The 15,292-nt window shown below is 61.3% G+C and carries 10 protein-coding genes, 1 tRNA gene and 1 pseudogene; 4 read left to right on the top strand and 8 right to left on the bottom strand.

The window, feature by feature from the left end:
• Positions 1–227: 227 nt before the first annotated feature.
• Positions 228–1,274 (top strand): Holliday junction branch migration DNA helicase RuvB, encoded by a 1,047-nt coding sequence (gene ruvB / locus NW833_RS10765; protein ID WP_414395929.1) that lies wholly within the window; start codon positions 228–230, stop codon positions 1,272–1,274.
• Between the two features lie 24 nt (positions 1,275–1,298).
• On the opposite strand, the gene NW833_RS10760 is transcribed toward ruvB, so the two are convergent.
• Positions 1,299–3,998 (bottom strand): phycobilisome rod-core linker polypeptide, encoded by a 2,700-nt coding sequence (locus NW833_RS10760; protein ID WP_414406304.1) that lies wholly within the window; start codon positions 3,996–3,998, stop codon positions 1,299–1,301.
• 207 nt (positions 3,999–4,205) lie between these two features.
• Between NW833_RS10760 and NW833_RS10755 the strand changes: the two genes are divergently transcribed.
• On the top strand, positions 4,206–6,335 hold the full coding sequence (locus tag NW833_RS10755) for a glycosyltransferase 61 family protein (RefSeq protein WP_414412462.1): 2,130 nt from the start codon (positions 4,206–4,208) through the stop codon (positions 6,333–6,335).
• Here NW833_RS10755 and NW833_RS10750 read toward each other — a convergent pair.
• Both NW833_RS10750 and NW833_RS10745 read right to left on the bottom strand, forming a co-directional pair.
• Positions 6,336–6,419: transfer RNA gene (locus NW833_RS10750), tRNA-Leu, on the bottom strand.
• Between the two features lie 43 nt (positions 6,420–6,462).
• Positions 6,463–8,433, bottom strand: a complete 1,971-nt coding sequence (locus NW833_RS10745) for a tetratricopeptide repeat protein (protein WP_414412461.1) — start codon at positions 8,431–8,433, stop codon at positions 6,463–6,465.
• A 457-nt stretch (positions 8,434–8,890) separates the two neighbouring features.
• Here NW833_RS10745 and NW833_RS10740 point away from each other — a divergent pair, with 457 nt between their 5' ends.
• Positions 8,891–9,130 carry a hypothetical protein gene (locus NW833_RS10740; RefSeq protein ID WP_414412460.1) on the top strand — a complete coding sequence of 80 codons (240 nt, stop codon included), beginning with the start codon at positions 8,891–8,893 and terminating at the stop codon, positions 9,128–9,130.
• Here the strand turns inward: NW833_RS10740 and NW833_RS10735 are convergent.
• The 5 genes from NW833_RS10735 to NW833_RS10715 form a co-directional block, all read right to left on the bottom strand.
• The gene (locus NW833_RS10735; protein ID WP_099813086.1) at positions 9,127–9,948 is read right to left on the bottom strand and encodes a cobalamin-binding protein; all 822 of its coding nucleotides are present in this window, start codon (positions 9,946–9,948) and stop codon (positions 9,127–9,129) included. The two genes, NW833_RS10740 and NW833_RS10735, sit on opposite strands and share 4 nt — an antisense overlap.
• Positions 9,949–10,107: 159 nt before the next feature.
• Complete coding sequence (gene crtH, locus NW833_RS10730) at positions 10,108–11,655, bottom strand: carotenoid isomerase (RefSeq protein WP_414412463.1); 1,548 nt, start codon at positions 11,653–11,655, stop codon at positions 10,108–10,110.
• 94 nt (positions 11,656–11,749) lie between these two features.
• Positions 11,750–12,679 carry an ABC transporter permease gene (locus NW833_RS10725; RefSeq protein WP_414395939.1) on the bottom strand — a complete coding sequence of 310 codons (930 nt, stop codon included), beginning with the start codon at positions 12,677–12,679 and terminating at the stop codon, positions 11,750–11,752.
• Positions 12,673–13,794: an ABC transporter ATP-binding protein gene (locus tag NW833_RS10720; protein WP_414348007.1), complete on the bottom strand. Its 1,122-nt coding sequence runs from the start codon at positions 13,792–13,794 to the stop codon at positions 12,673–12,675. Before NW833_RS10720 ends, NW833_RS10725 begins: the two co-directional genes overlap by 7 nt.
• 76 nt (positions 13,795–13,870) lie before the next feature.
• The gene (locus tag NW833_RS10715) at positions 13,871–14,704 is read right to left on the bottom strand and encodes a PD-(D/E)XK nuclease family protein (protein ID WP_414412459.1); all 834 of its coding nucleotides are present in this window, start codon (positions 14,702–14,704) and stop codon (positions 13,871–13,873) included.
• 223 nt (positions 14,705–14,927) lie between these two features.
• Between NW833_RS10715 and frr the strand changes: the two are divergent.
• Positions 14,928–15,266: pseudogene (frr, locus tag NW833_RS10710) on the top strand (ribosome recycling factor); the annotation flags it as partial.
• Positions 15,267–15,292: the final 26 nt, after the last annotated feature.

The following is a 15,292-nucleotide window of genomic DNA, read 5'->3' as shown; positions in this document are numbered from 1 at the left end:
TGCACGAGCGGAATGCGCACAACTTCCCGCTGGACTTGGCGGCGGTGGAGGTAGCGCCGGCTGTGCGGGGCTAGTGCTTCCCCAGGTTTCCTGACTCTACTTCCCCTGGCCCCAGCGCCAGGGGTTTTTTTGGTTGCCGCAATTCTCCTGGCGGCTAGAAAGACCGCGACGTTTTCCCCTTTGGCCTTTTAAAGTTAAAGTTGGGCCGTTGTATCTGCAGGTAACAGATGGCAATTATTTCTTCTCGAGAACGAAGCCCAGAGTCGCCTCTTGACGCAAGCGAAGCAGGAAGGGGGCTGCTGCAGCCCCAGGCTCAGGCTGGCGAAGCCCAGGAAGACTCCTTGCGCCCGCGCACCCTAGCTGAGTACATCGGCCAGACGGAGCTCAAGGAAGTGCTCTCGATTGCCATTGCAGCCGCCCGCGCCCGCGGGGAGCCTCTGGATCACCTCTTGTTCTACGGGCCCCCTGGCCTGGGCAAAACCACCGTGGCGGCAGTGCTGGCAGCGGAGATGGGATCCCGCTTCTACATGACCACGGCTCCAGCTCTGGAGAGCCCCCGCGACATTGCTGGCTACTTGGTGCGTCTCAAGCGGGGCGACGTGCTGTTTATCGACGAGATCCACCGCCTGCCTAAGGTTACGGAGGAATTGCTCTATCCGGCAATGGAAGATTTTCGCCTCGATATCACCATTGGCAAAGGCCGCTCTGCCCGCATTACCTCCATACCCCTGGAGCGCTTTACTCTCATCGGAGCCACTACCCGCATTGGCGCTCTAACCTCGCCGCTGCGGGATCGCTTTGGTCAGGTGCAGCGGCTGCGCTTCTACGAGCCTCACGAGCTGGCGGAAATTGTGTTGCGCAGCGCCCGCCTCTTGAACACCTCCATTGATCGGGAGGGAGCCGAGGAGATCGCTCGCCGCTCTCGAGGCACGCCTCGCATAGCCAACCGCCTTCTCAAGCGAGTGCGCGATTATGCCCAGGTGCGGGGCAATGGCCACATCAGCCGCGAGGTTGCCATTGCTGCTTTGGAGTTGTTCCAGGTGGATCCCATGGGTTTGGACTGGACGGATCGCAAGTTGCTAACCCTACTGGTGGAGCAGTTTGGGGGAGGGCCGGTGGGCCTGGAGACAATGGCGGCCATAACCGGCGAGGATCCCCAGACCATCGAGGAGGTGTACGAGCCCTATCTCCTGCAGATTGGCTATCTGCAACGCACGCCCCGCGGGCGGGTAGTTACCCCTGCAGCACTGCGACACTTGGGCTACGCCGCCTAGCCCTCTCCCAAGAGCAAAAAGGAGCTAGCTGCGATCGTTTTTCCCCACTGGCCTAAAACTAGGTACCACCAACTCTTTGTTTTGCTTGGTGAGGCGGCCATACAGCTCTTGGGTGTTGGGAAAGTTGGCTGCCGGCAGGGTGGGGAAGCGGCGGTAGGGCACCGTGTCCTCGCCAAAGAGATCCCGGTACTCCTGGGTGTTGAGCAGGGCGCGCACGAAGGCCTTTAACCCCTGGGTAGCCAAGATCTGGTTGTATTTGCGGATCTCCTGCTGGTTTAGGGGTGCGCGGCCTAGGAAGTGCTTGGTGCCCAGCTCGATGACCTTGGTGTTGGGGTAGGGGGCATAGAACTCAGCGCGGTACAGTTCGGAGCACCCCAGCGCCTCGATAAACTCCTTGACGGTGATCTCGCCATTGCGCAGCTTAGACTCGGCAGAGCTAAGCTCGGCGCTGATGTTGTAGATGTCCATGTCGCGCTCGAAGATCTGCCGGTAAGCAGCGCGGATGAGGTTGTTGACCTCGGCTTTGTTGGCCAAGCTGGTGAGCTTGAAGACAGGGATCTCCTGACGAATCCTGGGCACCCCTTGCTGGACGCGCCGCTGGATTTCCAGCTCGCCGGAGGGCTTGTCCTGAGGCTGGCCCAGCTTGACGAAGAGGGGGATATCGTCGTCGGTGCGGATGGGCCGGGTAACCACGGCCATGTCGCTGGATCCAGGGCGCATCCGCCGCCGCGCTAGGCCAGCAGGGGTGAGGTAGCGTTCGTAGGGCACGATATCTTCCCCAAAGACCTGCTGGTACTCCTCACTGTCGAGGATGGCGTCTACCACGGCGTAGAAGCCCTGCTTGGAGGCAATGTCGAACAGGCGGTTCATCTCCTGCCGCCCGTAGGTGGGCCGGCCCAGCAGCTTGCGGTGGATGAACTCGATGGCTTTGCAGACGTAGAGGCTAGACCAGTATTTGTTGCGGAAGAGATCCGACTTGGCCAACTGGCGGACAAACTCTCTGACGCTGATTTCTCCGGATTCCAGCTTGATTTCCCAGCGGGTTAGCCGTTGGCCGGCGTAGGGCACATAGCCATACACCTGCTGGTAGCAGGCGCGGATGACCGCTTGCGTCGAGACTTCGCTGCCAACAATCCCAGCCCGTACCCCTAGCCGCCGGCTGCGATCCCCAGGGGTCTGGGTAAGCTTGAAGACTTTGGGGCCAAGGCTGCCGGGATCCCCGACCGCCTTGGGGTTGGTGCGAGCGTTGGTGAGAGCAAAGCCGCGCCGGATGAGGATGCGCTTGACATCCTTGTTGAAGGGGGCCGGGCTGGCGTTGAGGGAGCGGGTCTCTTTGGGGAAGATGGCGCCAAACTGGATCTCCAGCGGGTCGTTGCCGACACCATAGGGGTGCTGATCCGGCAGGGGACGGTTGTAGCGGGCGAAGAGGGTGATAAATTGTGGCACCTTGCGGCGAGGAGCCGCGTAGTTGTAAAGGTCGAACTTGGGCCCCCAGTTGGCGCTGGTCTGGGCTTCCACCCCCAGCTTGCGCAGGTAGGGCACCGTCTCCTCACCAAAGTAGTCGCTGTACTCGCGGCTGTCGACCAGGGCGTCCACCAGACCTGCCAAGCCCTTGCTGGAGACGATGGCAAAGTAGGTCTGCACCTCCTCGCGGGTCTCTGGGGCCCGCCCCAGGAAGTGGCGGAAGGCCAGCTCCACCACACGGCTGTTGATGTAGGGCTCGTAGAACTGTTTGCGGTAGAGGTCTGATTTGCCTAGGCGGCGGATGAACTCCCTCATGGAGATCTCGCCGTTTTTTACCTTGGACTCCAGGTCGGCCAGCTTGAGTCCATAGGCGCGGCGGATATCCCGCTCAAACACCTGCCGGTAGGCAGCCTTGATCACTTCCTCCTTCTCGGCGTTGGAGAGCCCCGGCTTCATGGCAAAGACGGGCACTTTTTCTGCCGCCAAGCTGTAGACCTGAGGCAGTTGGAGTCCCTGCAGAGGCAGGCCGTCGGCGGTGCTAGCATTGCGCTGCCGCAGCTTGTCGGAGGGGGCAGGGGCAATGAACTCGCTCAACAAGACGTCAAAATACTGGTTGATGATGGCCACCGCCTCAGCATCTCTGCGGAAGTAGCTGGCCGAGGCCCGCTTCATCTCCTGGAGGGCAACGATGGTGGCTTCGGCGGAGCAGGCATTTTCGATAATCTCCCGCAGGCCACGGGTGTTAACCACAAGGATATTGGGATCCCCGGCCACAAGGGCGTAGGTGACGTAGCGCAAGAACCAGCTTAGATCCCGCAGCGACTTGCGCATGTTGGCAGCCCCGTAGCGGGCGATGCTGATGGGGCGGAAGTTGGGCGGGATCTCGACGCCACTGGCGCTGAAGAGGTTGCGGATGGCCTCGATAAAGCCCCCCGTGGATTCCACGTAGAAGGCCGTGCCCAGCTTGAAGGCCTCTTTCTCATCCTGGGTGGCTTCTGGCCGCTCCAGATAGGCCATGGGGGAGCCGCCGGTGAAGATGCGGTTGGCGGCCCGACTGACAATGATTTCAGAATTGGCCGCAAGAACCTCGGCAATCTCCAGCCGTTTTAGGCCAGTGGAGAAAAAGTCCTCGAGGCGATCCAGCTCAGTGCGCGACAGGTAGCGATCCTGCTGTTCCGCCTGGGAGATGGTCGATAGGGGCAGAGTTTGGTACAGACGCGGACTGGAGAGGACGGCGCCGCCGGATGCGTTGATACCCATCGATTCTTAAACTCCGCTTATCGATTACCGAAAAGTTTCCAACCAAAACTACGAGCCCTGCTCCACCCCCCTCTTGTCGTCGAGGAAGTAGGGACGCCGGACCCCTGAGGGAGAAGCCAAGCCTAGAATACTAGGGGGATGCACCCGGAGTGGGGAGGTTGTTGCAGTTTGTAACACTCCTGCTCAGCTCCCTTCTCAGCAAAAGCCATGGCCTCTACCCCTCTTGCCCAAGACCCTCTCCAGAGCCATTGGGAGCAGGGATCCTACGAGTCGGTTGCCCAAGAGCTGTTGCAGCAGTTGGAGCAGGGATCCCAGCATCCCCTGCTCTACTGGTGGTTGGGAGCCGCCTACCTGCTCCTGGGGCGAGAGCTGGAAGCCCAGCTTACCTGGCAGGAGGGAGTGGCGCTGCTAATGGGAAAAGGCCTGAGCGAGCCAGAAGCTAGCCGCTGCTGGGCAAAAGGGCTGCAGGAGCTGGCGGAGGGGCTGTGGGAAAGAGGCCACTGGCCGCAGGCGGCGGCCTTGTATCGGCAACTGGTGGAGGGCTCCCTTCCCGCCGACCTAGAACCTGTGCAGGCGCTGGCCGCCCATCGCCTTGGCCGAGTCCAGGAGCGCCGTCGGCTGTGGCTAGAAGCAGCAGCGTGGTTTGAGCAAGCCTGCCGCTGGGATCCAACAGCCGCGGAAAGCTTTTGGCGCTGGGGTCTGGCCCTGCTCAAGTTGGGCCGGCTGCGCGAGGCGCTCTCCCCTCTCCAAGAAGCGGCCAGGCTAAGGCCGGACTGGGGGGATCCCTGGGTGCAAATGGGCCTAGCTTGGCTGGATCTGGGGGAGCTGGAGCAGGCGGTGGTCTGCTTTCAGGAGGCAGCGGCGCGGGGCACCCAGACAGCGGAGCTCTACAGCTACTGGGCGGAGGCCCAGGTGCGGCGGGACAACTCCCAGGCAGCTTGGGAGAAGTTCCAGCAGGCGCTGGCTGCCGAGCGGCAGTGGCTGCAGGCTTGGTGTGAAGGCAGCGGCAGAGACAGCCTCCTGCGGCTGGAGCTGGAGCAGGCCCTCCAGGGATCCCCGGGCAAGCTTTGGCAAGAGCGGTATCGCCTCTGGCGGCAGCGCTGGATCCCTGCAGAGGCAGCTCCCCCTTCTGCGGCTTGCCAGAGCCCATCGCCCAGGGCCGGCGACTCCCTGCCCGTGCCCAGCCAGGGCTACCTCACCACCCGGCAGTGGCACCAGGCCACGGGCGAGGGCAGCTACCGGGTGTTGGATCCAGAAGGGGTTCTCTACCTGCAAGCCCCTCCGACGGCTGACCCTGCCCTTGGGCAAAAGCTGCGCTCACAGCGGATCCCCTTGGCCGAGACCTTTGTGGCCCAGATCCCGCAGGGATCCGTGCACGTGGGCCACTATCCCCGCCACCTCTACGCCAGCTTTGCCAGCGCCGTGCTTACCCGTAGGAGGGAGTTGCTGGCCGATGTCTCCCCCGGCTTGCCACCGCCGGAGTTTCTCGACTGGGACTGGAAGTCGGAGCACCTGGAACACCACCCCATTTGGGACTTGCCTCACCTGCCGCCGCCAATTCCGCTGGAGGGCTCTGCTGCCCTCTTGCCCCTGGGGGCAGTCAACTACTTCCATTGGATGGTGGACATCCTGCCCGCCCTCGATCTTCTACGCCGCGCCGGCTTCCTCGAAAAAGACCTTCCCATCTTGATCCATGGCTACCAGGGCAAGCCCTTCCAAGTGCAGAGCTTAGCTGCCCTGGGGATCCCCACAGAACGCCTTCTAAGCTTCGAGCAGGTGGGGGGATCCCATCTGCAAGCGCAGAACCTCATTGTGCCCTCGCTGGCTGGGCCGGTGGGGTGTCTAACCCCCAGGGGCTGGAAGGTGCTGCAGCAACTGGTTCCTCTGGGGCAGGCGGCGGATCCCTTGTTGCCGCGGCGGGTTTACATTAGCCGTCGTGCTGCACGCTGGCGGCGGGTCATCAACGAGGCGGAGGTGCTGGAGGCCTTGCGCCCCTGGGGCTTTGTGCCTGTGCAACTGGAAGTCCTTTCCCTAGCCGAACAGATAGCCTTGATGCAAAAAGCAGAGGCAGTCATGGGGATCCACGGGGCGGGCCTGACCAACCTTGCCTTTTGTCAGCCTGGCACGGTTGCCATCGAGATCTTCCCCAGCAACGCCGTGCTCCCCTACTTCTGGAGCCTTGCCCAGGTGGTGGGGCTCAACTACTTTCCCCTAGTGGCCCCAACCTGCGACCCCGCCCTGGTGGCCCTGCTGGCTAGCCCAGAGCTAGACCGGGAGGATGCCTGGGTGCCGGTTCCGGCTCTACTTGCCTTGCTAGAGCAAACAGGGCTGCGTTAGTGGGATCGGAGGGACTCGAACCCTCACGTTCTTGAGGAACAACGGATTTTAAGTCCGTAGCGTCTACCATTCCGCCACGATCCCTGGAGTAGCCGTACTACTCTACCAAAGGGTTTGCTGTGGGGGACTAGGAGGCTTCTATAGGGAGAGTATGGCATGCCAGCTTCTGGCAGACAGCCTGGCGCAGGAAATGAGCTAAGGCCGCCACGCAGTCTTGATCCTCAAAAAGCAAGTCGCGCCGCTCTTGGATTTGCTGAGCGATTTGCTGCCGAAATTGGGGATCCGTTCCCAGTTGTACGGCCAGCTCTTCGTAGCGCTGGAGGTCTGGGGCAATTAAAAGCTCAAGGCCCATTCTTTTGAGGATGGCGTAGGTGTGGCGGCCCCGCAGAAACCGGCCAGGGCAGGTGACCACTGGCAAACCGGCAGCAATGGCTTCCAGGGTGGTGATCCCGCCCGACCAGCCGTAGGAGTCCAGCATGATGTCCGCGCAGCGATTGAGATCCAGGTAGTCTTGGTGGTCCAAGGCGGGCAGGATCCTACAGTGGTCTTCCACCGCAAGACCATAGCTGGAAAAGATGGAGGCAAGCCGCTGCCAGAAGCGCTGACCAATGGCAGCATTGGGCAAGGCCAGGAAGACAAATTGGGCCCTGGGCACTTGCCGAGCAATAGCTGGAAAAAGGTAGTCGTATTGCGGCAGGTACTTGCCCAAATACTGGCAGGTGAGATAGACAACGGCCTCTTGAGGCAGACCAAAGTCCTCGCGGTAACGTCTCTGGGGAGGCAAAACGGGCTTTTCAAAACAGGTACCCAGGCGGGGCAGTCGAACCAAGGTTTCGCTGTAGTGGGCCTGCCCATCTTCAGGCTCCATGAGGTCGCTGGAGAGAAAGTAGTCAATGGTCGACAGTCCCGAAGTAACGGGATGAGCCCAGGTGGAGCATTGGACGGGGGCTAGCCGCAGGGACGCCAGCTGCAACATAAGAGGAGAAAGGCCAATTTCCAGGTACACCAAAACATCCAGCTGATCCTGCAAAATTTGGCGGGCAGCCTCTTCAAAGCCGGTGGGAATGTGGCGGAAGACATCGGCATGCTGACGGTATTGCTCCGTCAGGAAATCAACTCTGGGATCCAAGTGGTAGGCAAAGACCTGGAAAGGCTGCTTGGAGCTGGCCTTTAAGTACTTCACCCATCCCAAAGAAAGGCGGCTGTAGGAGCAAGCGCGCATGGAGGCCGAGACAAACCCAACGCGAATGGGATCCCCTGGCCGGGCTTGCCGGGGGAGATACTCCCAATCGGGGTAGGATGCTTTCACAATGCGCTGCACCAACTGAGCGTATTTCTTCTGCAGCTCCAAGTCGTCGTAGCCCTGGTACTGCAGAAGGTGAGGCGTTCCCCAGCTTGAGCCTAAAAAGGCAAGCCGCCGCTGCTCTGGGGTGTCTAGGGGCGTCTCCTGAATGAGGCGATCCAGGTGCTCTACAAAGCGCAAGCGAAAGCGGTGCAGCTCCTGTTCATCCTGATAGATAGCCGGCAGATAGAGGTGGTAAAGCCAGCGGGCTTGCACCAAGTTAGGATCCAAAGTCCATGCCTTTTCCAGGTGATCCAGAGCCGCGCTGTGTTCCCCTTGCTCGCGATGGGCTATCCCCAGATAAAAATGCACCTCAGCCCAAGGGATCCCTGCTAGTGGATCTGGATTTTCTAACAACGATCCCAGCAAGGAGATTGCCTCTTCGTGGCGGCCTAGGTTAACAAGAATCTTGCCCGCTTGAAAGGCAGAAAGGTAAGCCTTGGGATTGAGGCTCAGGCTCTGCCGATAGCAAGATAGAGCCTTTTCCAGTTGCCCCAAAGACTCATAGACAACGCCCAGGTTGTGATGATAAAGGGCTACGCGGGGATTGAGCTCAATGGCCTCGGCAATCAAAGCAGCCGCCCATTCCCCCTCCCCCTTGGCCTGGGCCACCGTCCCCAGGAGATGGAGAGCGTCGGCTTGATCCGGAAACTCCACTAGAATTTCTGAGTAGATGGCTTCTGCTGTCCGCAGGTCGCCAGCCTGCTGGGCCTGGATCCCGGCTAGAAGCTTCTCTGTAAGGGTGAGATCCGACATCGACAGCCACGGAAGCCGGAGAACTTCCCCCACTATAGGTGCTTCAGCTCTATCCAAAACCCTCCTCACCGCCCCCTGAGCCTCATGTTGCCAAAAACACAAGAAAACGGTATCCGCAGCTCTGCGAGCGATCCGCCAAAACCCCAAAAGGCTGATTCTTTCGTCAGATCCCTCGACGCCTTACGCCACAAGGCTTTCAGGCCCCAAAGCCCCCTCGCCAAAGCTCTTTTTGCCAACTTTTTCTCGGATCCCTCGCAAATGGGTCTTGCATCCCTTGCCCTGCTTGGGTTTAATGAGGGTAGAGTTCCCCCTTTGTGGGGATCCCTAGAAATTGGAAACTTGACGGCTGCCAGCGCTCGCTTGGCAATGGCTCGCGTTCCCCCTTTGTGGGGATCCCTAGAAATTGGAAACAGGCGGATGGGGCGGGTGATGAACAAATCCACGCCCTGTTCCCCCTTTGTGGGGATCCCTAGAAATTGGAAACGAGCTGGAAAAGGTCAAGTCTGCCTACTTTGAGAACAAAGTTCCCCCTTCGTGGGGATCCCTAGAAATTGGAAACAACCGCCAGGTGCTCCCAAACTTCACGCGCCTGTGCAGCAGCCACAATCGGGCAGTGCTGTACGCGCTAGAAGACTTCGGGCTCAAGTATGACGCCGTCCAGGCCCACAACCATATCGAAAGCAGCATCAAAGCTTAGGCGGAGGATTGGGCCTCCCAGCGGTCAAAGATCTGCAGCAGCAACTGCACCCCATCGGTCAAGGCAGCCGGACCGGGCTGCAGAATCACCTCTGACGGCAGCTCGTAGACGTGTCCGCTCCAGACCGCCGGGATAGTCTCCCACCCAGGGCGGCTGTGAAGCCGCTCAGGCTTGAACCTCTTGCCACACCAGGACACCAGGATGATGTCTGGAGCGCGCCGCACGACCTCTGCCGGTTCAGCTATAATCCGGCGCCGTGCATCGGGATAGGCACTGAATTCGGAAAAGATGTCTTCAGCTCCACACAAACGAATGAGTTCGCTGATCCAGCCGATGCCTGTAATCAAGGGGTTATCCCACTCCTCGAAGTAGACCCGTGGACGGCGGCGCCGTTGCTGTCCACGCTGCATAGCTCGGTGCAATCCCTCCCGCAAGGAGCGCACATATGCCCGTGCCTGAGCAGCTCGCCCTACCAGTGCCCCAAGGCGCAGGATCATGGAGAGGATCCCCTCAACCGTGCGCTGGTTGAAGCAGACAACCTCCACCCCCTGGCGAATGAGCTCAGCGCAAATGTTTGCCTGCAGATCCGACCATGCAAGCACAACATCGGGCTGCAGCGCCAAAATCCGTTCGATGTTGGCATCCAGAAGGGTGGACACCTTCGGCTTCTTCCGCGCCTCCGGCGGACGCACCGTAAATCCAGAAATGCCGACGACGAGATCCCCAGCCCCCAAGGCGTAGAGCGTCTCTGCCGTCTCCTCCGTCAAGCACACGATGCGCTCTGGCAATCGCGGTCGCGGAACATGTCTGCCAATCATCGGGATTTCTTCGAGCGAGTCTACGAACTGGTTTGCCAAATGGGCGCTCTAGGCTGCCCGCTTCAATGCCTCACCCCGACGCTCATGCAAGAGCTCTCGCAGTCGGAAGGAGTTCAATGCAAGACGACTGCGGGGGGTTCCTAGAAATTGGAGACAGCTTTAGGAAAAGTCCGCCGCTACCCGGTGGGCGCAGGCAAAGCCAGAGAAAGCGACGGCGTTGAGTCCCTGGCCGGGGAAGGTGCTATCCCCCACGCAGTAGAGGTTGGGGATGGCCGTGCGGTTGAAGGGCATACCCAAGAGGCCGCAGGGAGTGCCGCGAGGGATAGGGCCGTAGGTACCATTAACGCGGCCTAAGAAGCGGCGGTGGGTGCGGGGCGTGCCCACTTCCTGAAGTTCAATGTGGGATCCCAGCTCTGGCCAAAGGGCCTCCAGACGGCGGATAAGGCGCTGGGCTGCCGCTTGTTTTTGCTGCCGGTACTGCTCTGGGCTCAAGCCCTGCCAAGTCTGCATCCAACTGGGGGTAAAGGCGTGGACAATGTGGCGGCCTGGTGGGGCCAGCTCCGGATCCAAGAGGGTGGGGATGGAGACGAAGATCGTGCCCTGCTCCGCCTCCATGGCTTGCCAGTCTTCGAGAAGAATGTGGTGGCAGTAGCGCTCACCGGCCAGGGCCTCGGCCCGCACCCCCAAGTGCAGGCTCAAGAAACTGGGGGACTGTTGATAACGGCTTTGCCAGCGCCGCTCCGCTGCCGGAAAGGGTCCTGGCCAGAGGCGGCCAAAGGTATCCCAGCGGGTGGCATTGGAGATGATCTTGCGCGCAAAGAGCTTTTCCCCCGTGGAGAGCTCGACGCCCACGGCCCGGCCCCGTTCTGCCAAAATCCGCCGCACCGACGCTCGGTAGCGGATTTGCCCCCCGCAGGCCTCTAGCCCCTGGGCCAGCTTCTGAGCAATCTGCCCCACCCCTCCCTTGGGGTAGTTGACGCCACCGTAGTGGCGGTCGCAGAACACCATGCCAGCGTTGATCATGGGCGTGCGCTCCGCCGGCACCACCGACCAGCAGTAGCACTCCATATCCACAAAGCGCAGCAGCGCCGGATGGCGGAGGTAGCGCCGCCCCACCTGGCCCACATTCATCGGCAAGTAGCGGGCCAAAGTCAGGCAGGCGCGGGGGTGGCCGACAAAAGAGCGCCAGAGATAGCCCCACTCCTCCAAAGAGAGGAGCTCCAGGGCGTTAAGGCTGTTGAAGATAGGCCAGAAGCTGTCGTAGAAACGGCGGATGCCGCCCGCTTCCTGAGGGAAATAGCTAGCTAGCTCCTGCAAAAACTCCTCGTAGTTCCGGTGTACGCGCGGGCTGAGCCCCTGGGGCAGGTGGTAGGCAATCTGCACGGGGTCGGGGATGGATTCCAGAGTTTGGCCCACAGCAGCCAGGGCACGGGTGAGCAGGTTGGTGGTGCCTTGAGTGCCCAGGCCAAAGATCATGGAAGCCCCGACATCAAAGCGATAGATCCCGTTGCCGTTGGGATCTGGGCGCTCGAAGTAGCCAGCGCTGCCACCGGGGATGAGGTATTTTTCCAAAACCAACACCCGGTAGCCCTTGGCCGCCAACTGGGTAGCTGCCACCAGGCCACCAATCCCAGCGCCAATGACAATGACATCCCAAACAGAAGGGGGGGAAGCGGGAGGTGCCGCAGCTTGAGGTCGAGAAAACAGCCTCTGGGTCAAGGGATCCCTCTAGCGCAACGCCAGTATCCTCAACCTACCAGAGCTTTAGGCAGCATCCGCCATCCCATCTCAGGGCAGCGACTTAGATTAGATCTTCCAGGCCGCGGCTGCCGACGTAGCGGCTGTAGGCGTAGACTAGCCCCAGGCTCAGGCCAGTAACCAGAAAGCTAAGGGCCGCTCCAAAGGGGTAGTCCAGGCTCGCGCCAAACTGCATCTGAATGACATTGCCAATCAAGAGCGTCTTGCTGCCCCCCAGCAAGTCGGGCACCACGAACATGCCCAGGGCCGGGATCCCAACCAAAATCAGCCCCGCTGCCAGCCCCGGCAGCGTCTGGGGAAAGAGCACCCATAGGAAAACCTGCCAGCCGTTGGCGTAGAGATCCCGTGCCGCCTCGGCCAGGCGCCAGTCGATGCGCTCCACGGCTGTGTAGAGGGGCAAGACCATGTAGGGCAAGAACGTGTAGATCATGCCCAGATACACCGCCAGCCAACTGGGGTAGAGAGCCGTCTGGGGCGGGATCCAGCCCAGCCAGGCCGCTAGCCGCGCCGGCCACCCCTCCGGGGCCAACACCACCATCCAGGCGTAGGTGCGGATCACCAAGTTGGTCCAGAAGGGCACCACCACCAGCGTCAGCAACAGATCCCGCTGTCGGGGCGGGTGGGCGGCGATAAAAAAGGCCAGGGGATAGGCCAGGAGCACACAGAAGAAGGTGGTAACTGCCGCCACCAGCAGGCTGCGGCCCAGGATCTGCCAGTAGATGGGCGTCCACCCTAGGGGACCGTAGCCAAGAGCGCGCAGGTAGTTGGCCAGCGTCAGGGGCAGGCCCACCTGGCCAAACTCGCCGCGGCTGAGAAAGCTACAGGCCAAGAGCAGCAGCCCCGGCAGCACCAAAAACGTTACCACCCACAGCACCCCCGGCCCGGCAAAGATCAGGCTGTGCAGCAGCTCCTGCCAGGGCGTGAGCAATTCCCCGGCGCGCACTTGGGCAGGCTTCTCCAAGCGCTTCAGCATGGGGGACCCTCCCGCCGGGGATCCGGCCGCAGGCGCACCAAGTTTTTAGGAGGAAGATGGGCCACTAGGGCTTCCCCGATGGCAAAATCCTGGTCTTCGATGTCGGCGTTGAGGGTGAGGGCCTTGAGCTGCTGGCCGCTAGCTGTGCGCAGGAGGTACTGGTTTTCTGCCCCCGTGTAGATGAGGTTTTCCACCCGCACGGGCACTTGGTTGGGCAGCAGATCCCAGCCGCTCCGAGAAAGCCGAATCTTTTCCGGCCGAATGGCCAACTGCACTGGCTCCAGGGTGGGTTGGATCCCAGGCACCTTGAGCTTGCCCAGGGGCGTCTCGACGCAGTCGGTGCCGCAGGCGATCCCTTCGATGAGGTTGCTGGCCCCCAAAAAGTCCGCCACAAAGGCCGTTGCCGGGCGCTCATACACCTCGTCAATGGGGCCCACTTGCTCAATGCGCCCAGCCCGCATCACCGCCACTCGGTCGCTGGTCACCAAGGCTTCCTCTTGGTCGTGGGTCACGAAAATGAACGTCATGCCCAGGCGGCGCTGCAACTCGCACAACTGCACCTGCAGCTGCTTGCGCAATTTGGCATCCAAAGCCGAGAGCGGCTCGTCCAATAGCAGCACCTCTGGCTCGTTGACCAGGGCGCGGGCTAGGGCCACCCGCTGCTGCTGCCCGCCGGAGAGCTCCTGGGGCTTGCGCTTAGCCAGATCCCCAATCTCTACCAACTCCAAAGCGGCGGCCACCCGCTTGCGCAGCGCTTCCCCTCGCACTCCCCGCATGCGCAGGCCAAAGGCGACGTTCTCTTCCACGGTCATAAAGGGAAAGAGGGCATAGCTCTGGAACACGGTGTTGACGTTGCGCTTGTGGGCAGGCAGATGGCCCACCGGCTGCCCCCGGATCACCACCTCTCCGCCATCGGCAACCTCCAGGCCAGCGATGATGCGCAGCAGGGTGGTCTTGCCGCAGCCGGAAGGGCCCAAAAGGCCAAAAAACTCCCCTCGCCGAATCTGCAAGTCGATGCCATCGAGGGCCACAACATCGCCAAAGCGCTTGCGGATTCCCCTGAGTTCGACACTCCATGGACCAGCCTGGGAGAGGTCAGCAACGACACCGGCCATTGCGGTTAACAGCCCTGCTCGATTCTTAACTCAGTATGCAAGTTGGCGGCGCCAGGGGGATGGGGAGGCCGGCACCCTACCGCCATTCTGCCTCTGGTGTTTCTTCCCCTGAGGGCTCCTGGGCTGCCCAGACCCAATCCGTGAGATTTTGGTCGGGGATCCCTTGCCCCATTAGCCCGTGGCAGCGGGCGCAAAACAGGCAAGCAGCACAGCGCTCGCCATAGGGTAGGGGAGGGAAGTCCTGGGCCTCCAGTTGCCGCAGGCGGTTCAGGGTAGCTTTGAGGTGGGCCAGATCCCGCTGGTAGGCAGCAGCGCTGTAGCGCCACTGAAAAGGCCACTGGGGGTGTTGCACATACCAAAGGGTCAGTTGCACCTGCTCCGGCTCAAAAGGGCCTTCCAGGGGCAGTTGGTGGGCCAACCCACACACGAGCAGCGGGTAGAGGCGCACCTGCCAGTCCTGGGCCAACTGTTCGTCGGGCGGGCGCTGCCGCTCCGTCTTCCAATCGACAATGTGCAGGGATCCCGGGGCAATCACCAGCCGATCTAAGCGGGCAGTGAGGTTAAACCCCTCAATCCGCTGCCAGAGGGGCAATTCCGTCAACACCCGCCCCTGCGGTTGGGCATGGGGACTGGCCAAGAACACCTGCCACCACTGGCGTACTGTTTCGTCTAGGGCCGACAGGCGCGGCTCCACCTGCTGCCCGCGGCTAGACCACTCCACCAGGCGGTGAAACTGCCGTCCCCGCTGCTGCTCCACTTCGTGCTCAAAGGCATCGGCGGCAGGCCAAATCAGTCGCTCCAGGTACACGTAGCAGAACAAGCGGGGGCAGTAGTCGAATAGCGACAGGGCCGAGGCCGAGAGGTTGACCTCATCAAGACTCCACCTCAGCGGGGAAGGAGCAGCGAACATGGCTCAAGGAGAAGCATTATGGCCATTCTATTGGACTGCTAGGGGGTCGGCTGCCAGGAAAAGAGTGGCCTCTGGATCCCCAAGGGGGGCTAGACAAAGCGATAAAATTAAACTCAGGCTCACGCTAGAGGTCTTGGTTTTTTGCCGCTAGTGGCCGAGCGTCTGCAAACTGTCTTACTTAAGCGAGGAAAACGCCGTGGAGCTAGCTGAGATCGAGGAGTTAATGAGCAAAGCGGTGCAGGCCACCCAGCGTTCCTTTAGCACGGTGCGCACGGGGCGAGCCAACGCCAGCCTACTGGATCGGGTTCAGGTGGAGTACTACGGCGTTCCCACTCCCCTGAAGGCGCTAGCCAGCATTACCACTCCAGATGCCAGCACTCTCCTGATCCAGCCTTTTGATCCCTCGACCCTGGCAGCGATTGAGCGGGCCATCCTCGCCTCCGACCTGGGCCTGACGCCCAGCAACGACGGCAAGGTCATCCGCCTCACCCTCCCCCCCCTGACGGAAGAGCGGCGCAAAGAGCTAACCAAACAGGTGGCCAAGCTGGCAGAGGAGGGTCGGTGTTAGATTCGAAATGTCAGTCGTGG

This window comes from Synechococcus sp. O70.1 (assembly GCF_047462215.1).
GTDB lineage: Bacteria > Cyanobacteriota > Cyanobacteriia > Thermostichales > Thermostichaceae > Thermostichus.
The sequence above is the reverse complement of the archived record's forward strand: the minus strand, read 5'-3'. Positions and strand labels throughout refer to the sequence as shown.